The sequence below is a fragment of the Candidatus Nitrospira nitrificans genome, from assembly GCF_001458775.1.
GTDB lineage: Bacteria > Nitrospirota > Nitrospiria > Nitrospirales > Nitrospiraceae > Nitrospira_D > Nitrospira_D nitrificans.
This window is the reverse complement of the sequence record NZ_CZPZ01000002.1, coordinates 90,443-109,383: the sequence shown is the minus strand read 5'-3', so window position 1 is coordinate 109,383 and position 18,941 is coordinate 90,443. Positions and strand designations below refer to the sequence as shown.

The following is an 18,941-nucleotide window of genomic DNA, read 5'->3' as shown; positions in this document are numbered from 1 at the left end:
TAAGCCACCGCCCCCTACTGCCATTCATCCTTGACCATGATGACGCACTAACGCATACTGATGCACATGAGGACGGCGCTGAACAGAGACGATCAGCTCATGAAGCGCGCGGCCCGGCTCACGGGGATACAGGAAGAAACACACCTCGTCCGTTTGGGGCTGGAAGCCACGATCTCGCGTGAAGCTGCCATGCGACTTGCGAAGCTCGGGTGAAACGATCCGCGCGTGAACGCCATCCACAGCCGATCCGCGTAGCGATGTCCACGCTGATGGATAGCTCCGTGTGGATTCAGCACCTTCCGGCGGACCTGCCGGACCTTCATCGCTTGCTCGAACAAGATCTTGCGCTGTGTCACTCCCTTGTCATTGGAGAGCCTCTTGGCGAGCCATGGGTTGCGTGTTAGCATTCGTGTTCTCGTTCGGCACTGCGATTCCATCATCCGACACAAGAGCAAAGGATTCTTTCATTGGCACAGACCGAAGCTTCCTGCCCGACACTCTCGCCTGAGGCGGCACGCGACCGCTGCGCGGCCATTCGCGAGCGGTTGTGTCGCGCGAACTTGTTCGGATCTCCATCCACCTTGCCGCTACAGGGCTCCGCTTCAGACCTGCGGACGGTCACGTCCTGGCGAGTCTGTCCTTGCCCGTTGTACCTGTCATCCGAGCAGCTGCGGTTCTTCACCGATTTAGGGCCACACCTGCTGTCGTTCTATCGAGGATTGAATCGGCTGTACACCGAAAGCGTCAAGGGAATCCAACCGACCTGGATCGCAGGCTACCTCGATCAAGGGAAGCCGGCTGCATTAGTCCAATACAGTCGCATGAAACGGTTTCGAGACGCCCTGCCCGACGTCATCAGGCCCGATATTATTCCTACGCAGGACGGCATGGTGATCACCGAATTGGATTCGGTTCCGGGGGGGATCGGACTCACCGCCTGTCTGTCTCGCATCTATCACGATCTCGACGGCGATCCCGCGCGAATCATCGGTGGGCCAAACGGCGTGATCCACGGATTTGCCCGCATGCTGCGATCTCTCCACGACCGGCAGGGAGGATGCATCGCGATTCTGGTCTCTGACGAATCGAAGGACTATCGGCCGGAAATGTCCTGGTTGGCCGCTCAGCTCCGCGCGGAGGGAATACCCGTTTGGTGTGTCGAACCACGCGAGATTCGGTTTACGGAGGACGGGCTTCGCCTCCATGCCGACGAAAGCGAACAGACTATCGGCGTTCTCTACCGCTTTTATGAGCTGTTCGACTTGTTGAATATTCCCAAAGCTGAACTGGTCCAATATGCCGCGAAGAAAGGTCTGGTCTCCATTACACCTCCCTATAAGCCGGCGTTGGAGGAAAAATCGACCTTCGCGCTGCTCCACCATCCGATCCTCCGCCCGTTTTGGGAAAAAGAACTCGACGCAGACTGCCTGCTGCATTTGAACAGGATCATGCCGAAAACCTGGCTGCTCGACCCGACGCCGCTTCCTGCGATCGCGACGATTCCAGATCTGCATGTCGGGAACCGGCCGGTGGCGAACTGGGCCGAACTTGAAAGGGCGACACAGAAGGAACGCCGGTTTGTCATCAAGCCTTCCGGCTTTTCGGAACTGGCGTGGGGCAGTCGAGGTGTTTCAATCGGCCATGACCTCTCTCAGAGCGATTGGATTGCCGCGCTGAGGAAGGCGCTGGTTTCCTTCCCGACCACTCCCTATATTTTGCAAGAATTTCATAAGGGGCGGCTGTTCGAGATGGACTTCATGGACGAGGATCGGCAGACCATGGTACGTATGTCAGGCCGCGCGCGACTCTCCCCTTACTATTTTGTTTCGGAAGGAAGAGCTGAACTTGCCGGCATCCTGGCTACCATCTGCCCGGCGGACAAGAAGATTCTCCATGGCATGAAGGACGCGATCATGGTCCCTTGCGCCCTGCGACCGGACTAAGTTCCTCAAAAACAAGGAATGACCGTCAGGATGTTCAAAAAGGCCGCTTATCGCATCCGCCCCAACCCCGGCGCGCCGAGACGCGCCTCTCCACGGGCAAGGCCTCAGACGACGTGCACGCTGTTCTGTACGTTGAGCCTCTGAGGCGAAGCCACCTGGCTCGCGAAGCCGCTTCGGCAAGGCGGGGAACGAGGCTGGAGGACTTTTTCAACATCCTGCCAAAATGGGCGTTTCACTTTCTTTCTTTTCCTGGTAGCCTTATACCCATCGTGGCCATGACTCTTTTCCATGTCGACTGGTGCCCTGACTGTCTCGTAGTCCGCCGCAAACTGGCCGACTTGGGGCTGACCTATGACGCTGTCGTCGTGCCGGACAGCAGACGCATGCGCACGCAGGTTCACGCGGTATCCGGCCAATATTATGTACCGGTCCTCAAGGACGGCGAGCTCGTCCTGACGGAAACCGCCGACATTTTGGCCTACCTGGACAAGCGGTATCGTGCCGACCGAGCCGGAGCCGCGGCAGCGACCGAGTTTCAGTCGCAAGCCCGCGCAACGCCCGATGTTCCGAACGAAGACGACGAACACCCTTCTTGTCGGATTCACTGATCAACGAAGGAACGACATCTATGGAAGACTGGAAGCAAGTCCTGGCAAAGAGCATCGTGAAACCCAAGGACTTGGCCGAACGATTCGGCCTCGATGAAAAAGAGATCGAAGCAATCGTCGGCCCCTACCCCATGCGGATCACCCCGACGGTGCTCGAGACCATCAAATCCAAGGATGACGCCATCTGGAAGCAAGTGGTCCCGGATCTGGCGGAGTTGGATGATATTGCGGCCGACGACGATCCCCTTGAAGAAGATCTCATGAGCCCGGTGCCGCACCTCGTTCACCGCTACCCGGACCGGGTGTTGCTCATGGTGACGAATCAATGCCCGATCTATTGTCGGTTTTGCACCAGGAAACGACTGGTCGGGAAACCGGGCTTCCTCAAAAAAGGGGAACTGGACCGGGCGATCCAGTATCTTCGCGAGCACACGGAAGTGCGCGATGTCATCCTTTCGGGAGGGGATCCGCTGCTGCTTCCCGACTACCTCCTCGAACGCGTGTTGAAGGCGCTTCGAACGATCCCTCACTTGGAGCTCATACGGATCGGCACGCGGGTCCCAGGATCGTTGCCGCAACGCATCACGGCTAAACTCTGTGAGATCGTGAAGCAGTATCACCCTATCTATATGAACCTGCATTTCAATCACCCGGACGAATTGACACCTGAGGTGAAAGCTGCATGCGGCATGCTCGCGGACGCCGGCATTCCCTTGGGCGCCCAAACCGTGCTCCTCAAAGGCGTGAACGACGATCCGGAAATCATGAAACGCCTCGTCCATCAGCTGCTCCTTGCTCGGGTGAAACCCTATTATCTGTACCAGGCCGACTTGACCAAGGGGACGAATCATTTCCGGACAACCGTTGCAACGGGGCTGAACATCATCAAGGCGCTCCAAGGGCATACGAGTGGAATGGCCGTGCCCCATTTCGTCATCGATGCGCCGGGGGGCGGCGGCAAGATCCCGTTGCTGCCGGATGACTATCTGGTTCACCTGGACGAGGACGGAGCCATCCTCAGGAATTACGAGAAGAAGACGTTCCGCTATCCTCAGCCGAAGGCCGACAACCGGCGGGAACTGCCGATGGTCGGCGTAGACTCCTCGCTCGAGGATTCCGAAGAAGCCTATGTGACGTGTGGTGACAGCTACCCCGATCGCGACGGCTATGCCGCCTGGGGCAACAGCTGCGGCGGAGATGCGAACGACCTGTGACCACTCATTCATCCCGAACCGGCATCCTTCCCTATCAAGACATCAAGCGCTTGATCGCAAGCCGAGCCATCAGCGCTTCGCCGACCGTCGAGGGCCGGCAGATCCAGCCGGCCAGCCTCGATCTCCGCCTAGGCCGCAAAGCCTATCGGCTGATCAGCAGCTTCTTGCCCGAACTATCGGCCATCTCCTCGCGTCTGGACGTGCTGGATTTTTACCAATCGGACCTCGTGATGTATGAGATGGATCTGACCGACGGAGCGATTCTTGAGAAGGGGCACGTCTACCTCGTTCCATTGCTGGAACAGCTGGCTCTCCCGAAGACCATCCGCGCACGGGCAAATCCAAAGAGCACAACCGGTCGCCTGGATGTCTTTACCCGCGTGGTGACGGACCTCACCTCGGGGTTCGATGAAATCCGCGCCGGCTATCGAGGCCAGCTCTTCCTGGAGGTCGTCCCCCGCTCATTTGCCATCAAAGTTCGCACGGGGCAGTCGTTGAATCAAATCCGGTTCGTGTGCGGCGAGGCCACGGTGCCGGACCGAACGCTTCAGACCCTTCATCGGAACACGCCGTTGCTGTATCACAATGTGGCTTCCCCGAAGGCCGTCGGCAGCCGAGACTTCCGTGTCGAGCGTGGATTGTTCCTCCGCATTGACCTCGCCGGCGCGGATCAGAGAGACTCCCGTATCATCGGGTACCGCGCGAAGAAGAACAGCCACGTCATCGATCTCGAGAAAGTCGGCCATTACGCGGCGGCCGATTTTTGGGAGCCGCTCCATCGCCATCGCCATGACAGCTTGTTATTGGAGCCCGAAGAGTTTTATATCCTGGCCTCGAAGGAGCGCATTCGCGTGCCGGCCGGCTACGCCGCAGAAATGGTGGCCTACGAAGCGGCCTGCGGGGAACTCCGCACTCACTATGCGGGTTTTTTCGACCCCGGATTCGGGTATGGATCGAAGGGAGAGATCACCGGCACACAAGTTGTGCTGGAAGTTCGCCCACACGACGTGCCATTCTTGATCCATGACGGACAGACCTTCTTCAAAGTCGTCTACGATAGGATGATGGGAATGCCGACGCAACTCTATGGATCCTCGTTGGGATCTTCCTATCAACGACAAACCTTATCGCTCAGCAAGCATTTTAAAGTCTAACTATGGCTCCATCCGATCTCCCACCTCACGACGAATCACTCCACCCGGCACGGCCGACCGAACCGGAGGAGCAGGGGACGGGCAACGAACATCAAATCCACGTCATCGGGTTGATGGTCGGAACCGCGCTGATGTTTATCGGCTTTCTCAATGTGTTTCTGTCCATCAGCGGCGGCTTTGAAATCAACATGATGCCCTTTCTTATCTATTTCGGCGGCCTCGCGATATGGGCCAACGCCTCCATTGAAACTCCGATCCTCCGTTATGGGGTCATGGCCCTTGCAATCGCCTTGGCCTTAGCCCTCTTTCAATATGGAGAAGTCCTGTTTTGGCACAAGCAGGTCCTCTTCTGGGTCACCATCATCATCGTCATGTATTTCATGTTCGTCGAGCCTAAGAAGCCTGCGACGTGATCTCTGATGACCATCTCCGTCATCATTCCGACCCTGAACGAAGAAAGGAGCCTCCCTCGCACGCTTGCATGTCTGTCAGCGTCCGCCCTCACCGAAATCATCATCGTCGACGGAGGGAGCACCGACGGCACCGTCAGCCTCGCTCAAGAATTTTGCGCCTGCACGGCCAATGCCTGCATGATCACGTCGCCACGAGGGCGTGCACGCCAAATGAACGAAGGCGCGACAGCCAGCCAGGGTGAAATTCTCTTGTTCTTGCATGCCGACACACAGTTGCCGGCGCAAGCCGGACGGATCATCGAATCGGCCTTGGCCAAGCACACCGCTGTAGGCGGACGGTTCAACGTCCGATTCGACAATCCCTCGATTTGCGGCCGAGTCATCAGTTCCTTCATGAATCGCCGGTCGCGCTTGACGGGCATCGCGACCGGCGACCAAGCTCTCTTTGTCCGCCGCCACATATTCGAACTCCTTGGTGGTTTCTCGGAGATCCCGCTGATGGAAGATATCGAATTCAGCAGGCGGCTTCAGCAAGCGGGTCGAACTGTGGCGCTCCGGGACACTGTCACTACCTCCTTTCGGCGGTGGGACACACAAGGCCCGCTGAGGACCATTCTCTTGATGTGGACCCTTCGCTTCTTGTACTGGGCAGGCGTCAGCCCTCACCGACTCAAAGACTTTTACAGCGCCGTCCGATGAAACCGACAACCCCTCGCTCTTCACCCCTCACCCTTCACCAGGCCGCTCTGGCGATTTTCGCCAAAGCGCCGGTTCCTGGGCAGGTCAAGACACGCCTCTGCCCACCGCTCACCCCCGACGAAGCGGCCACGCTCCATGGGAGCTTTGTCCTCGATACACTGGAGCGAACACAAACCGCCGTCACGAAGTTGAAGTTGCCGATCGATCGCTATCTGGCCTGTGCCCCGTCCGCGACGCACGTCTTCTTCAAGATTTTGGAGGAGCGGCAGGGCGTGAAACTGATCGATCAAGTCGGCAAAGACCTCGGCAGTCGCATGAACCAAGCCTTTCAAACACTGTTCGCGCAAGGGTATCGACAGGTCGCACTCGTCGGAACGGACGTGCCGACGATTCCACCCGATCATTTCAAGCAGGCGCTCGCTTTGCTGGAGAACCATGATCTCGTGCTTGGGCCGGCGCTGGATGGAGGGTACTATCTGATCGGCCTCAAGCGGCCGGCGCCGGAACTCTTCGCCGACATTCCATGGTCGACCGATCAAGTACTCAGGCTCACACAGGAGAAAGCGGCGGCGATCGGATTCAAGGCTTCCGTGATTCAACCGTGGCGCGACGTCGATACTCTGGCCGATCTGGAAGCCCTCATGAAAGATTGCGCCGCCGACACCAAGAAGCAGAAGAATGATCGGGTATTTTCAGGCCGCACGGCCGGCGTGCTTCAGGCGCTCGCCAAACGACTTTCTTCGAGAGGATAATGCTCCCTTAACCGTTCAACTAAAGAGGCCCCACATGGACCAGCACGTCGCGCTCATTACCGGAGGGGCAAAAGGCATCGGGCGGGGGATCGCCCTCGATCTCGCGTCACGGCACTGGAAGATTGCCTTCTGCTATAGAACCAGCGAAGGCGAGGCCAAGACAACGGCGCAGGAGATCATGCAGCGAGAAGGACAAGCGCTGGCCATCCGGTGCGATGTTTCTGACCCAGTGGCGGCCAAGAACATGGTGGCGCAGGTTGAAACGGAATGGGGGCGAGTCGATGTCCTGATCAATGGCGCAGGTCCCTATCATCGAATCAACCTGTTCGACGAAACCGTCGAGGGTTGGAACGAGATGTTTGCCGGCAACCTGCATCCCATCTTCTACCTCGCCCAGGCCGTCGCGCCGGGCATGAAGGCCCGCAAGATCGGCCATATCATCAACTTCAGCATGGCTAACGCCGATCAGATGGAAGCGCAGCCCGACGTCACCGCTCATTACATCGCCAAGGCCGGCGTGCTCATTTTGACGCGCACGTTGGCCAAGTTGCTGGCGCCTTATGGTATTACCGTCAACGCCGTCTCGCCCGGCTTCATCGATTCCGGCAGTGCGCCGCCGCAAGAACTTGCGGCAATGACGAAGCGTATCCCCGCCGGCTACATTGGAACGGTCGACGATACCGTTGCAGCGGTCCGGTATTTACTCAGCGAAGAAGCGCGATACGTAAACGGCGCGAATATCCAAATCAGCGGCGCGTGGGGAATATGAGGATGCGAGGCAAGCGCGCTGCCCTCAGTTGCTCGCGCACCGCGCACACAACCTTGATTGTATGGAGACCAAAGGGCGGTGCTCGGTGCATGCGCGCAGGTGAGGCCACCGCCCTCACCTCGCGGGAGAGGAAGCAAGGCGCAGGGGAACCAACCTGAATGCCGTTCTTTGGAGAAAAGAGAGTTTAAGAAAGGGAGGGGTACGATGAAATCGGAACAGGAACGCGAAGTTCATCGACGGTTTGTTCAAGCCCTTCAGCATGAACATGTGACTTGTGCGAAACCGGGCTGCGGTGGAGCGATGGAAGTGGCCGATCATACGCCTCATAGCGCCCGCATCAAGTCTTACGAAGCCATCTGCGAGCGTTGCCACGCGGTCGAGAAGATCACCGGCAAGGAAGAACACCAGCCTTCATGGGACGTGGCCTCCATCACCTTGATGGCGGAAATGCATCTCCTCCACGAACAGCCGACATGCCCGTACGACGACACGCCCATTACCTTCATTTCCTTGCCTAACCCACGTCGCAAAGCCCGCTACCGCCTCCAATGCTACTACTGCGGCCGGCACACAGAAATGAACTGGCCGCCACGGGAAGCGAAGAGCTGAGGAGATGAGAGCTTACGAGCTCTTTGGCTTGAGCAATGCCCGATCTCGAACTCCCCTGGTCGGATAAGCACACGAATGAATAATCGTGCACAGCGAGAACTGATCCGCAGTCATACGGCCAGCGCTTGTTTGATGAACTCTCCGAGCCGGCGAAAGTAGGCTCGTCCACCCACCAGATACGTGTTGTTATGGTCGGCGCCTTCGATCACATACCATTCCTTGGGCGGCTTGGCCGCGTCGAAGATCTGACGACCAAACTCGATGGGAATAATGTCATCCTTGTCCCCATGAATGATCAGCTTCGGAAGGGAGAGCTGCGGAAGCCGGTCGATCAATCGATGCGCGGCTCCAAGGAGCCAATGCACGGGTAACCCACCATAATAGAATTTCGCCACGGCTTCGATGGAAGGAAACGACGATTCCAGGATGAGAGCCGAGGCCGCGCGTTGCACCGCAAGCTCACCTGCCACGGAAGCTCCAAGCGACCGTCCGAACAAGACGATCCGTTCAGAACTGATTTTTCTCACTCGGGTGAGATAGTCGTAGGCTCCGGACGCATCATCATACATACCTTTTTCACTGGGTCGGACGCTTTGACTCTTTCCATATCCACGATAGTCGAACAAGAAAATCGACAGTCCCATCTGGTACAGGAGCTTGAGATTGTCGAGGCGGTTGATGATATTGCCCGCATTGCCATGGCACCAGAGCATGACCGGACGATCGGCAGCCGCCTCGACATACCAACCGAACAATCTCGCTCCATCGGCAGCTTGAAACCACACATCCTCCAGCGGCAGCCCGCTTAACCGTGCCCACTCTCGGTCTTGCCAAGGTTCAGGATGATAGACGAAGAATTGATCGAGCACGATGATTCCGTTTTCCCGTTTTCAGTGTCACGTCATGAGCGGTAATAGAGCACCAAAGAATTCAGGGCATCACCACCATGGCATATCGGCTAAAGAAACTTAAGAAATTCTTCGATGGAAAGACCGGACTGCTCAACGATCGATTCCAAGGTCCTACGCTTGAGGTCTCTGTTATGAAAGGCAACGGTCACGCGAAGAGTTGGCTGATCGGAATGTTTGAGAATGTAGTGGCTGCCAGATGTGTGATGAACGAAAAACCCGGCTCCTTGCAAAGCGCGAAGGACTTTTTTCGGTGTGAGCGGAGGCAGCCGCCGACTCATGCGGCATCAAGCCCAACGGTCAATTCCTCTTTCACAGGATGGAGTCGGATGTCTTTGTCGGGAGGGATCTGAAGCCCGTCTTTCCGCAAACTTTCCAGATATGCGCGGATGGCGTCTTTTGCCATGACTCGAGCTTCCTCCAAAGTCTCACCCTCCGTCACCATCCCCGGCAAGGCTGGGCAGGTGACAATGTATCCTCCCTCCTCAGCCGGTTCAAAAAAAACCGTGTAACGATATTCACAAGCGTCCATGGTTTCCTCCGTTGGATTCACGTGAAGCTCCATGGCTTCACAGCCGTGGCTTTTTGCGTGGGGGGTGAACTTCGACTAAGTGTAAAAAAGGTCGAAGTTCGATGTCAAATGGAGACAGGTATCGCCTAGAAAAACGCTTGCAGGCTGAAGAGGACATCATTGTCGCGGTCGCGATGATTGTATTCCAATCTGACCGTCCAATTTCTGGCCAAGGTGAAGCGCGACCCGACGTACCATCGGAAATCATCGGACTTGTCGCCCAACGGAAACTTCATATACGTCCCCGTCGCCATAAATTTCCAACGCTCGGTGAGATCGGCCAACAGTCCGATTGTGCCACCACCGCCCACCCGATGCAGCTCATGATATGCCTTGCTGATGTTTGCCTCGGTTTCCGCAAAGGCGAACAGGACTTCCCGATTGAGCAACCGCAATTCCTTCGCCCCTCCGACCCCGGCGTTGAAGAGGCCGTTGCTGCAGAGCTGACAATCGTGATGTCGGATGGTGTTCATCCCAATGTTCAGCTTCCAGGAGGGAGCCAGAAAGACCGAGTCGATCGGCGAGAGGGACAAAAGATTCAGCAACGTCGCTCGTTCTACCCTGGTCTGATCCGCTCGATTGTAGTGCCGCACCGTGATGGAGGCCATTTCAATCTGCGCATCGGGAGTATACCCGACCTCCGGATCGAGCAAATCGTGGTAGCCGCCGCGAACGGTCGCTTCTTCAAACGTATCGTTATTGCGCCAGCCTGCCCCGATGACTGCGCGTGAGGTCTTATGGCCCAGTTCCGGCTGTTTCGCGAATGGGCGCACGGTAAACTCCTCGGATGGAATGCGAAGCTGACTGCGGGTTGTCAGAACCGTCCTATTGCGTTCCTTCCACTCCGGCTTTGAAGAGTCAGTCGTCTCGATTCGATACCGTAGATAGTCTGATGCGAGATCCAGCAGAAAGGCCTGTTTGGCAGGCATCAACCGGGTGAATGCCGGCGACGTCAATTCACCGACATCTTGTGTCATCCGATGAGCCAGATCGCGTTCCGCCGCAGACAAGGATTCTCGCTTCCGTTTGATCACTGTGCTGCGAGAAGGCCTGTAGGTGATATCTGACACCAAGCCGGGTTTTGAGACGACCAATCGAATGGTATCGGCAGGGACCGTCCACCCGATAAACTCATCCGTCAAATGCAAATCCGGATCGGCATAATCCAACAGCGCAAGGATATGGTACGAGCAATTCTCCTTAAAAAAGAAATAATCGAAGTAGGCATTCCCTAATTCCCACGCATGCATCAGAAATCGCCGCAATTGGTTCTCGGTAAGATTCAGGCGATATTCCCAAATATCCCGGTTTTCAATGTCTCGATATTGCTGCACCTTGAGGTAATAGGGAATCGTGGAAAAGTACCCCTTATAGCTTCCAAAGATGCCCCGTATAGGATAAGCAAGACCGGCGTCGGGAGGCACATCCGCCGCATAGTTGATGGTATAGGCGAGAATGCGGGTCTGCTCGGTCTGGCCCTTTTGATCGACACGAAACAGGGTATGACCGAACATGGAGGCCGGGTTGTTCAGAAAGGCGGAGGGGAAGATCAGAGAAATAGATTGGACTTCGAAATCCTCGTACCAGCGATCAAACCGTTCACAGGAGAGCGGCGGAAGTCGGGTCGGATCAAACTGCAGTTGCTCGTTCAGCCAATGATACCGAGCGATGAACGCGCACTGAGCCGGTTGTCGAGAGCGACCGACCAGTTCTGCGGAGAAGAATTGCGCAAGGGTCGCCGCAAGCTCAGCCGACGGATCCGTCTTCCCATTGGGAGACAAGAAAAATCCTGGATCGTCCTGCTCGCTTTCATATCCGCCGAAGAGCCCCTTCCGGTAGTGCAATAAGAGATGCCACTCGCGCTGCCCTGCAAGCTTGGCCTGTTCGGCCCTGTCGATGAGCTGCTTGAGATACAACTCATGTTGGGATTGCTGTGCATGTGAAGAAACGGGAGCGAGTAAACCGGTTAGAAAGGCAAGAAGAAAAACCAGCACGGTGTGACAAGAGACAACAAGGGCCCTGACATTTCTGCCAAGGCCCCTATAATGTCCTAACGTACTGATGCTTGCGCGAGGGCCGGATGGCCCGCGATCGCATCATTGAGGGATTTCACCAATGCGACGGGAGAAGCTTCCCCCGCTTGGACCAGGGACGCATACCGTTCCTGGGTCATGGCAAAAAACGCAGCGTGGCGCTCCGCCGGCACGCCCATCAGCGTCGCAAGCGATGCCAAATGTTCGCCCTGCCCCTGAGCCATTTCAGCGCTGAGCGCATCGAAATTCAGCGAAGCAAACATCGTCGTCTTATGCTCGCTCATGACCTTGCCATCGTTGGTGCATCCGGAGGTTCCAAAGCTGATGCCGAACGTCTGGCTGCCAAAGGTGCCGTTCGTGGTGGCCTGCAGCACTTGAGGAGCGATTTCCTTCTGCCCCTTATACTCACCCCAAGCCAACTTCCCTAATCCACAGCCCGGACCGGTGTCTGGATTTGCCGCCATCGCCAGACCCGCTTGAGCACCAAACAGTACGGCGATCGACAAAAAGAGCACTTTCTTCGACATAAGTCCTCCTCCGTTAGAAATTAGTTAAGCACCCACTTATTTGTTGCCAAAACATCGATCCAAAGTATAACCGAATTCGTTTCCGATGTTTATAGGAAATTTCGGGTTGAAGAATAATTCACATCAATCACACGAGCCAGATGATTATAGACAAATCACAAGTGAGCGCAACAACTTTTTCTTGGCCTAAGGTTGAATCGCTACTCATATGCTTAACCTGACAACGCAATGCCTGATTCAAAGACTCTCGCTGTGACTACGTAGAGCCAGCCGTCGAGACGACGTCATGGCAATCAAACATTGATTGCCGTTCTGACCACTGCTCACTAACTGCTCACTATTGGACTAGGGATGGATATTCCACTGGCGGGGCGCTGTCCGATGAGTGTTGACGACACATTGCTTGAGTGAGGATCGACTCGACGATTTTCCATTCCCCGCCGGCAGAGAATAGTTCCATCGAGAAATACCTTGAAGATCCACTGATGTAGATCTCTATTAAGGATCCCACCCAGTGTTCCCCGCAAGAGCATACTAATAAGCGGCTGTAGAATACCCGCACCGCTACCCCATAATGGATGCAATCCCCAAACGACTAAATTCAAGATTGACGGACACCACGTATATGGCTATACTCCTGCGGGTGATTGCTTACGACACCTAAGCAATCCTGTCAGTATAACTTCAATTTAAGGAGAACCACATGAAGCACGTATCCCGACTCTCTCTCGCAGTTATTGCCCTTGTCGGCCTCAGCTTGAGCGGCTGTCAGATCGTTGCCTCTCCGATGGCTGGTGTTATCTACAATGAAACAAAGTACGGCGATGTCGCAACCGACGAGGCAGGAGCCTCCAAAGAGGGTAAGGCCTGCGGCCAGTCGATTCTCGGATGGGTCGCAACCGGCGATGCAAGCGTCCAGGCTGCAAAGGCTGCCGGAGGCATCACCAAAGTCGCCTCCGTGGACCACTCCGCCAAGAATATCTTGGGCATCCTCGGTGAATGGTGCACGATCGTTCGTGGTAACTAGTCAGCCGTAGCGAATTGAAGAAAGGGGCCTTCGGAATGACTTCCCGAAGGCCCCTTTCCTTTCTGCCTTCATTCCTTCGTGGAATCGTGAGACTCGATTCCCTCGCACTATTTATCTGCCTACCCAGCGTATTGTTCGGCTATCTCTGCATAACCGAGGTGGCGATGCCTGCCGAATTCGGAGATGTCGAACTGAGCGCCTATGCGCTGGGAAGCTGGCCGCGTGATGTGGAGATTTTCAACCAAGAGACGACGGTGCCCGCCACGATTCGAGACGGCTTCGGTGCCGGACTGAAAGTGGGACTCTTCCCGGCGGCGCTACGTCGAATGGTGGGCCTCGAGCTCGATTCCAACATGCACGGTGGAGCGATTTCCTTTCCCAACGTCGCCAATGGGCAGAACCATGGGACCGGCCGCTCCGACCTGCTCATGATCAATACGACATTCAACCTGATCCTGCGTTACCCGGGTGAGACGGTTCGTCCCTATGTCGGCATGGGCATAGGGTGGTCGCACGGCACACTCCTGAACCCGAACATTGCAGGGCGAGACGATAAGGATTTTGATTCAGCTCGCGCCTTCGCGCATCAGTTTCTCGGCGGCGCCCAAGTTCTCCTCAGCTCCAAGATTTTTCTGTTCGGCGAGTACCGCTATTTTTCGTCCAACTATCACTGGGAGGGTCTGGCCATCGATTTTCGCACCCACTATGGATTGGTGGGCGCAGGCTTGCGCTTTTAATCCCCGTCGAGGCCTCTGTCATCCCGCCACAAACCCAGCAAAGCCCATTGTGTTTCAGCATGGACAGGCACGGTGCACCGTTTACGATCGATAACAAGACGGTAGTTCTGACGTAATTGGCCGGAACAGGATGAGCGCGCGAAGAAAATCAGGTCGCGGCGGACCGGAAGGGTCGCTCCGTTCAAGAAACGCGGCTGTCGCCGGCGCAACACAATTCCACGCATTTTATGCCGCTTACTCGAGTCCGGATCCTAGATCGACCCTGCGATGGACTCTTCCTGCGGGAGGTTGGGCCAAGCGGGAAGTAGATCGGCCTGATCGCTGTGCGATTGCTCTGGTCCCTCATCGGACTCTCTCTGAGAAAGCTGATCCTCCCATAGGATTTTTCCTCCGTTTGGATCATACATACGAATTCTGAAGTTGAAGGTATGGGAGCTTGCGAGCGAAATGCTGTTCGGCTGGATCGATGGGCCCGCAATAAGCTGGGCTCGAGGAATTCTTGTCCTGACCGTCGTAAACTCATCCTCCCACACCAGCATGCCGGTCGCCGGGTCCATGGCGCGCAGCAAAAACACCGGCTCCTCGATAGTCGCTTCGACACTCTGCACCTTCGTGATGATCGCTTGTCGTGGCAGCACGGTCGATACGAGCTTCCCCGCCGCCTTCCCCTCAGGTTGCACCAAATTGAGTCGCCCCTCCCATTGGAACACTCCGGTATCGGCGGCGTATACACGCAATACAAAATTAGAGAGATCGGTCGCACCAAGCCCGACGCCCCCGGCAAAAATCCGCGGCCCGCGGCTCGATCTCCCCCCATCACTTTCTTTAACGGATAGTTCATACACGTCATCGGACAAGATGATGCCCGACTCAGCGTCATAGACTTTTACTGCGATCGTCGAGACGGTGCCGATTTGATACCCGAATCCTGCCGCCACAATTGTCCTTTTTTCTTCCGCGCCGGTTTCTCCCCAAGCCTGAGCAATAGAGAATAAGAGACCCAAGACGACTGCAATTAGGCAGCTTACGGCCTTCGAAGGATCACGGTGCGCCCTGTCCTGTGGTCGATCGGTCACATGGCCCAGGCCAGAACAACTCGGCAACACGACCCATCTGTGCAACATAGATTTACCCTCCAAGAAGCTGAGCGCATTCTGAAAGAGGGTAGGTCGTCCGTAAATTCCTTCGCCGTAGGAAGAATCCCCTCGAAAGAGGGGTCTGGAGAGGAAAGGACCTGCTTCGTCAGTCTTGTCGAATGGAGGGATTAGCTTCGCCAAACCATCGATACCGATGGCGCGCGATCATGCGATAGCCCCATTCGGCCAACCGCTTTGCGGAAGGGAACCTTAACCACCACAGCAGGAGTTTTCCACCCGGCAGGGTAGAGACGAGAGGGAGAAACGCGTCGAGCCCCTGGAGCACTTCTCCGGAAGGTCGAATCAAGAAAGCCACGGCAGGACAACCAGGACGATGCTTTCGCCCCAGGGCTATTTGAGCCTCATCGCTCTGATAAGTGAGGAATCTGATATCTGTTCCTGCTTGACCAACTCGTAGTTGCTCAAGTTTCGTTTTCACGAAAATGCAGAGTCGACATTCTCCATCGTACAGCAGAAGACAGGCCTGCCCTGGCGATTGACCATCCGCTGACTGATCGGTACCCATAGTAGAAACAAGCTAACATTGAGATAGTCACGACAACAAGGCACCCATTGCCGAACTTTTCTTCGACGGTCTATAGTAACCGGATGCAACAACGCCCCTTGCTGGCTCTGGTACTCAGCACCCTCATTGTTGAGGCAGGGTTTCTTTTCGTACAGAGCGGCGCTTCCACCCCGCTGGTTATCGATTGGAAGATCGGCTTTTTCATTCTCATACCTCTTGTACTCGCTCTTTTGATTTGGCTCCGACTTCAATGGGTCTCAGTGGTGTGCGTCTTCTACGCCACGGTTGGGTTGGCAATGGACGTCGCCACGATCGTTCAGACGCCGGCAAGGGATGCGGAAGGTATTGTTTCGATGACGGCCAACGGAGTCAGCGGGCTTTTCTATTTCTGCTTGATCCTGTTCGGCGGACGGTCGTTTTTGGGTGGGGACCAGGGACCGACGCCTCCAGAATCCCGCCCTCCCAGTCCTCCGTCCCTTTCTTAAGTGGGACCTGTTTGACACGGACGAATCCGGCTTCCTTCAGCCATCTCGCAGTTTCCAGTACGGAATAGGTATTCCCCCCTCGCGTGAACAACAGCATCGACACAGCAAACAAACTTGCTTCCACTGGGTACAGACCTTCGCGATCGCGCAGAAACGCGTCTTGGATGATGAATCGTCCCCCGGGCCTCAATGCCGCCTGAGCTCGTCGGAAAATAGCCAGGTTCTCTTCCGGCGAATAGATGTGCAGCACATTCGAATACCAGATCACATCATAGGTGCCGGGAATAGTCTCGGTGCAGAAATCAAGCGGGAGATAGGAAAGTCGACGCCGCGCCTTGTGAGTGGCGGCGATTTCTTTCGCTACGTCAATCGCGGCCTCTCGATCGCAGACAGTGGCGCGAAGCATGGAGTGCTTCGCGAGAAATGCCATGGCGTAGGTGCCTGGCCCCCCGCCGAGGTCCAGCAGTGTTTTAGAATCAGCCAACGGAATCTGCGCCGCAATGGCCGGGGCAATTTCCAAGGTCCTGTGGTGCATGGCCCAGGTGAATTGCCGACGGTAGTCCGGACCGTCCGGGACATCATGGTCGATCGGCAAGCCGCTCCGCACGGATTCCAACAACCGGATCCAGTCCCCCCAATGGCTTTTGATCAAATTCAAATAGCCGCCGCGATAGGCGTGATGGTCGGCATTCAGCGCCGTCGCTCCAAGTCGGCTGTTCCTGTAACCGTCTCCTTTTTTCCGCAATACCCCGACCGCTGCGAGGTTACGACACACGATGCTCAAACCCCGTTCACTGACCTTGAGCTCCTTGGCGAGATCGGGGATCGTCCATGCTCGGTCGCCGACGGCCGTAAAGAGATCCAGTTCCAGCGCAACCAGCAATACTCGCGGCAAGCGATAGGCTGAGACGGCCTCCCGAAATTCGTCGAAGGTCGTGATGCGTCGAGTCACGATGCGCGTCCAATTTGCCTGCAACACCATCGGAGGAGATCGTCCAGCTTGGCGCGATTCTGCAGATCCGCATCTCGCGCAAATGTGATCGCCACAAACTCGTCCGTCATCTCGGTCTCCTCAACAAACCCGGATTGAAGAAGGAGCGCCCGGTATTTGGCGACAGCCGGCTGGAGAAAGTACTTGGCCTGTTTCGCGACTTCGTCGGTCCCTAAGTCCTCCGGCGTGCCTTCCGACATGAGCGCCATGACCTCATCCAACGCCATCCCATACTGGCAAAGAACTCTCCCGTCCGGCCTGACTTCTAAGAGCCAGCCGTCTCCACCGAGGTCCATGACGAGCGGACCCTCCGGCTCCAATTCGTAAAATTGGGGGAAAGACCGCTGGAGATCGGCACGTAGCTGGATCCAGGTGGGGGAAACCGGCTCAGTCATGCCTGCATCCCTCGATGATGAGATTGCGACTGATAGGGATCGGCAAGACGGGCGCGGAGTGCGCGTAGACGTTGCGTGTTTTCTTCCAGTTTCGGCAGGCGATACTTGCGATCCATGCGCACCACCTGTTCGAGCAGATCCGCGGCGTCCTGCAAACGCCCCATGTCCTCATAACATTGAACCATCACGTATCGGGCGCCCCCGACACGAAGCTCGTCGCCCAACCGTTCGGCGACCGACTGACTGGTTTGGCAACAGGCGGTCGCCTCATCGTAGCGTTGTTGCATCAGGAATGTGCGGCCTATCATGCGCCAGGCGTCCGCAACACCGCCCAGATTACCCAACCGACGCATCAACTCCAACGACCGTTCGTACAACTGAATGGCTTCCTCGAAGTGACCGGTTTCACGAGCCACCAACCCAAGGTCCGAAAACAAGACTGCTTGGGCCGGCTCATCATGCGTTTTGGTCATGAGATCGAGGGCCTCCAGATAATACGCCCGTGCCCGCTCCCATTCGCCCGCATCGGCCCGAAGGTTCCCCAGGTTTGCCAGCGTCGTCCCGATGCCCTTTTCATCACCGAGGACTTTTTGCAATTCCAAAACCTCCTGATAATTCGCCTGGGCGGCCTCACGCCGTCCGCTGACTGCACAGATGTTTCCCAAGTTGCCGAGCGTGGCGACCAAGGCACGTTGATCACCGGTGAGACGATCATACTCCAACGCCTTGGCGTAACAGGTATAGGCCTCCGTGTAGTACCCTCGTGAGAAATGCTCGTTGCCTTGTCGATTCAATTCTTCGGATAGGCTGTGCCGCACTGTCATGACGCCACCGACAAGAGCTGTTCCACCTGCTGTTTCCCACCGGCAAGGATGGAGACGCCGTCTCCGACAAGAAGGCTATCGAAGTTGTACTTCAAGAGGCGGCAAAGCCCATCCTTGGCCTTTTGGACGTCCGCGTACTTTTCGACAGGAAGCAGGCGTACGGAACCGGGCGGCTTGCCGATCAGCGCATCCCCTACGATCAGCACCCCTCGGCCCCGCTCGATAAACAACGCTGATTCCCCCGGCGACTTCTGATCCTTCAGATGGATCGCCCACATCCCACCGGGTAAGAGCTCACCGTCCTTGTAGGTCTTCGTGGGCGTCACATCCATCTGGGCGGCATCGGCTTCCGGCACTCGCAGCTGACACCTGAACTCTGCTTGATAGACCGCCGCCTCTCGCATGTGATCTCGGTTCGTGATGATGATGTAGTCGATCGGCTCATGTCGGCGGACAACCGCTCTCGCTTCGCCCGTCATCGGGGGTGGATCCACCAGGATCTTATGTTCACCGATCATCAGAAACAGCCCATTGAAATCGAGCTGCTTCTCGTCGGAAAACCACGACCATTGCCAAATGTCGGGCAGGACTTGTTTCATAGCAAGAACCGGCGGCCTATC

At 56.4% G+C, this 18,941-nt stretch carries 23 protein-coding genes; 12 read left to right on the top strand and 11 right to left on the bottom strand.

The features are described 5' to 3' along the window. Positions 1-60 precede the first annotated feature (60 nt). The 10 genes from COMA2_RS21005 (at position 61) to COMA2_RS02655 (ending at position 8,161) form a co-directional block, all read left to right on the top strand. Positions 61-213 carry a type II toxin-antitoxin system VapB family antitoxin gene (locus COMA2_RS21005; RefSeq protein ID WP_407919003.1) on the top strand — a complete coding sequence of 51 codons (153 nt, stop codon included), beginning with the start codon at positions 61-63 and terminating at the stop codon, positions 211-213. A 254-nt stretch (positions 214-467) separates the two neighbouring features. Beyond that, positions 468-1,943, top strand: coding sequence for an ATP-grasp domain-containing protein (locus COMA2_RS02695; protein ID WP_090894421.1), 1,476 nt, complete (start codon positions 468-470; stop codon positions 1,941-1,943). A gap of 275 nt (positions 1,944-2,218) precedes the next feature. Continuing rightward, positions 2,219-2,551 carry a glutathione S-transferase N-terminal domain-containing protein gene (locus COMA2_RS02690; protein WP_217490590.1) on the top strand — a complete coding sequence of 111 codons (333 nt, stop codon included), beginning with the start codon at positions 2,219-2,221 and terminating at the stop codon, positions 2,549-2,551. 20 nt (positions 2,552-2,571) lie between these two features. After that, positions 2,572-3,765, top strand: coding sequence for a KamA family radical SAM protein (locus COMA2_RS02685; RefSeq protein ID WP_090894420.1), 1,194 nt, complete (start codon positions 2,572-2,574; stop codon positions 3,763-3,765). Beyond that, positions 3,762-4,919, top strand: coding sequence for a 2'-deoxycytidine 5'-triphosphate deaminase (locus COMA2_RS02680; RefSeq protein WP_090894418.1), 1,158 nt, complete (start codon positions 3,762-3,764; stop codon positions 4,917-4,919). The genes COMA2_RS02685 and COMA2_RS02680 overlap by 4 nt, the downstream gene beginning before the upstream one ends. A 2-nt stretch (positions 4,920-4,921) precedes the next feature. Then, positions 4,922-5,332, top strand: coding sequence for a hypothetical protein (locus tag COMA2_RS02675; protein WP_090894417.1), 411 nt, complete (start codon positions 4,922-4,924; stop codon positions 5,330-5,332). A gap of 6 nt (positions 5,333-5,338) precedes the next feature. Continuing rightward, complete coding sequence (locus COMA2_RS02670; protein ID WP_090894415.1) at positions 5,339-6,031, top strand: TIGR04283 family arsenosugar biosynthesis glycosyltransferase; 693 nt, start codon at positions 5,339-5,341, stop codon at positions 6,029-6,031. Continuing rightward, the gene (locus COMA2_RS02665; RefSeq protein ID WP_090894414.1) at positions 6,028-6,783 is read left to right on the top strand and encodes a TIGR04282 family arsenosugar biosynthesis glycosyltransferase; all 756 of its coding nucleotides are present in this window, start codon (positions 6,028-6,030) and stop codon (positions 6,781-6,783) included. Before COMA2_RS02670 ends, COMA2_RS02665 begins: the two co-directional genes overlap by 4 nt. A 34-nt stretch (positions 6,784-6,817) precedes the next feature. Beyond that, on the top strand, positions 6,818-7,552 hold the full coding sequence (locus tag COMA2_RS02660) for an SDR family NAD(P)-dependent oxidoreductase (protein ID WP_090894412.1): 735 nt from the start codon (positions 6,818-6,820) through the stop codon (positions 7,550-7,552). 204 nt (positions 7,553-7,756) lie between these two features. Then, positions 7,757-8,161: a hypothetical protein gene (locus COMA2_RS02655; RefSeq protein ID WP_090894411.1), complete on the top strand. Its 405-nt coding sequence runs from the start codon at positions 7,757-7,759 to the stop codon at positions 8,159-8,161. Positions 8,162-8,271: 110 nt separating this feature from the next. Here the strand turns inward: COMA2_RS02655 and COMA2_RS02650 are convergent, their stop codons facing one another. The 5 genes from COMA2_RS02650 to COMA2_RS02630 all read right to left on the bottom strand — a co-directional run bounded on the left by COMA2_RS02650 (position 8,272) and on the right by COMA2_RS02630 (position 12,200). Then, positions 8,272-9,030, bottom strand: a complete 759-nt coding sequence (locus COMA2_RS02650; RefSeq protein WP_245630828.1) for an alpha/beta hydrolase — start codon at positions 9,028-9,030, stop codon at positions 8,272-8,274. A gap of 89 nt (positions 9,031-9,119) precedes the next feature. After that, positions 9,120-9,350 (bottom strand): type II toxin-antitoxin system HicA family toxin, encoded by a 231-nt coding sequence (locus COMA2_RS21225; RefSeq protein WP_090894408.1) that lies wholly within the window; start codon positions 9,348-9,350, stop codon positions 9,120-9,122. Continuing rightward, positions 9,347-9,622 (bottom strand): type II toxin-antitoxin system HicB family antitoxin, encoded by a 276-nt coding sequence (locus tag COMA2_RS02640; protein WP_245630826.1) that lies wholly within the window; start codon positions 9,620-9,622, stop codon positions 9,347-9,349. The genes COMA2_RS21225 and COMA2_RS02640 overlap by 4 nt, the downstream gene beginning before the upstream one ends. A 104-nt stretch (positions 9,623-9,726) precedes the next feature. Next, positions 9,727-11,634, bottom strand: coding sequence for an Lnb N-terminal periplasmic domain-containing protein (locus tag COMA2_RS02635; protein WP_245630824.1), 1,908 nt, complete (start codon positions 11,632-11,634; stop codon positions 9,727-9,729). A gap of 56 nt (positions 11,635-11,690) precedes the next feature. Beyond that, complete coding sequence (locus tag COMA2_RS02630; protein WP_090894406.1) at positions 11,691-12,200, bottom strand: DUF3015 domain-containing protein; 510 nt, start codon at positions 12,198-12,200, stop codon at positions 11,691-11,693. A gap of 703 nt (positions 12,201-12,903) precedes the next feature. Here COMA2_RS02630 and COMA2_RS02625 point away from each other — a divergent pair. Continuing rightward, the gene (locus COMA2_RS02625) at positions 12,904-13,227 is read left to right on the top strand and encodes a TRL-like family protein (RefSeq protein ID WP_217490589.1); all 324 of its coding nucleotides are present in this window, start codon (positions 12,904-12,906) and stop codon (positions 13,225-13,227) included. A 164-nt stretch (positions 13,228-13,391) separates the two neighbouring features. Continuing rightward, entirely contained in the window at positions 13,392-13,964 is a 573-nt protein-coding gene (locus tag COMA2_RS02620) for an outer membrane protein (RefSeq protein WP_217490588.1), read from the top strand. 251 nt (positions 13,965-14,215) lie between these two features. Here COMA2_RS02620 and COMA2_RS02610 read toward each other — a convergent pair whose 3' ends face one another. From COMA2_RS02610 to COMA2_RS02585, 6 genes are all read right to left on the bottom strand, one after another. Then, a complete protein-coding gene (locus COMA2_RS02610; protein WP_090894401.1) occupies positions 14,216-15,088 on the bottom strand; it encodes a hypothetical protein in 873 nt (290 codons plus the stop codon). A 118-nt stretch (positions 15,089-15,206) separates the two neighbouring features. Next, positions 15,207-15,626, bottom strand: coding sequence for a thiol-disulfide oxidoreductase DCC family protein (locus tag COMA2_RS02605; RefSeq protein ID WP_090894399.1), 420 nt, complete (start codon positions 15,624-15,626; stop codon positions 15,207-15,209). 369 nt (positions 15,627-15,995) lie between these two features. Next, entirely contained in the window at positions 15,996-17,063 is a 1,068-nt protein-coding gene (locus COMA2_RS02600) for an SAM-dependent methyltransferase (RefSeq protein ID WP_175304351.1), read from the bottom strand. Beyond that, positions 17,060-17,497 (bottom strand): hypothetical protein, encoded by a 438-nt coding sequence (locus tag COMA2_RS02595; RefSeq protein ID WP_090894395.1) that lies wholly within the window; start codon positions 17,495-17,497, stop codon positions 17,060-17,062. The genes COMA2_RS02600 and COMA2_RS02595 overlap by 4 nt, the downstream gene beginning before the upstream one ends. Continuing rightward, the gene (locus COMA2_RS02590) at positions 17,494-18,321 is read right to left on the bottom strand and encodes a tetratricopeptide repeat protein (RefSeq protein ID WP_090894393.1); all 828 of its coding nucleotides are present in this window, start codon (positions 18,319-18,321) and stop codon (positions 17,494-17,496) included. Before COMA2_RS02590 ends, COMA2_RS02595 begins: the two co-directional genes overlap by 4 nt. Then, positions 18,318-18,920, bottom strand: a complete 603-nt coding sequence (locus tag COMA2_RS02585) for an MBL fold metallo-hydrolase (RefSeq protein WP_090894391.1) — start codon at positions 18,918-18,920, stop codon at positions 18,318-18,320. The genes COMA2_RS02590 and COMA2_RS02585 overlap by 4 nt, the downstream gene beginning before the upstream one ends. Between the last annotated feature and the right edge of the window lie 21 nt (positions 18,921-18,941).

What these genes read in the sequence shown, in the direction of transcription:
- COMA2_RS02665 (WP_090894414.1), top strand. Translation starts at nt 6,028, where the DNA reads ATGAAACCGACAACCCCTCGCTCTTCACCCCTCACCCTTCACCAGGCC.
- COMA2_RS02675 (WP_090894417.1), top strand. Translation starts at nt 4,922, where the DNA reads ATGGCTCCATCCGATCTCCCACCTCACGACGAATCACTCCACCCGGCA.
- COMA2_RS21005 (WP_407919003.1), top strand. Translation starts at nt 61, where the DNA reads ATGCACATGAGGACGGCGCTGAACAGAGACGATCAGCTCATGAAGCGC.
- COMA2_RS02660 (WP_090894412.1), top strand. Translation starts at nt 6,818, where the DNA reads ATGGACCAGCACGTCGCGCTCATTACCGGAGGGGCAAAAGGCATCGGG.
- COMA2_RS21225 (WP_090894408.1), bottom strand. Translation starts at nt 9,350, where the DNA reads ATGAGTCGGCGGCTGCCTCCGCTCACACCGAAAAAAGTCCTTCGCGCT.
- COMA2_RS02620 (WP_217490588.1), top strand. Translation starts at nt 13,392, where the DNA reads ATGCCTGCCGAATTCGGAGATGTCGAACTGAGCGCCTATGCGCTGGGA.
- COMA2_RS02605 (WP_090894399.1), bottom strand. Translation starts at nt 15,626, where the DNA reads ATGGGTACCGATCAGTCAGCGGATGGTCAATCGCCAGGGCAGGCCTGT.
- COMA2_RS02655 (WP_090894411.1), top strand. Translation starts at nt 7,757, where the DNA reads ATGAAATCGGAACAGGAACGCGAAGTTCATCGACGGTTTGTTCAAGCC.
- COMA2_RS02625 (WP_217490589.1), top strand. Translation starts at nt 12,904, where the DNA reads ATGAAGCACGTATCCCGACTCTCTCTCGCAGTTATTGCCCTTGTCGGC.
- COMA2_RS02590 (WP_090894393.1), bottom strand. Translation starts at nt 18,321, where the DNA reads ATGACAGTGCGGCACAGCCTATCCGAAGAATTGAATCGACAAGGCAAC.
- COMA2_RS02610 (WP_090894401.1), bottom strand. Translation starts at nt 15,088, where the DNA reads ATGTTGCACAGATGGGTCGTGTTGCCGAGTTGTTCTGGCCTGGGCCAT.
- COMA2_RS02585 (WP_090894391.1), bottom strand. Translation starts at nt 18,920, where the DNA reads ATGAAACAAGTCCTGCCCGACATTTGGCAATGGTCGTGGTTTTCCGAC.
- COMA2_RS02670 (WP_090894415.1), top strand. Translation starts at nt 5,339, where the DNA reads ATGACCATCTCCGTCATCATTCCGACCCTGAACGAAGAAAGGAGCCTC.
- COMA2_RS02630 (WP_090894406.1), bottom strand. Translation starts at nt 12,200, where the DNA reads ATGTCGAAGAAAGTGCTCTTTTTGTCGATCGCCGTACTGTTTGGTGCT.
- COMA2_RS02685 (WP_090894420.1), top strand. Translation starts at nt 2,572, where the DNA reads ATGGAAGACTGGAAGCAAGTCCTGGCAAAGAGCATCGTGAAACCCAAG.
- COMA2_RS02595 (WP_090894395.1), bottom strand. Translation starts at nt 17,497, where the DNA reads ATGACTGAGCCGGTTTCCCCCACCTGGATCCAGCTACGTGCCGATCTC.
- COMA2_RS02690 (WP_217490590.1), top strand. Translation starts at nt 2,219, where the DNA reads ATGACTCTTTTCCATGTCGACTGGTGCCCTGACTGTCTCGTAGTCCGC.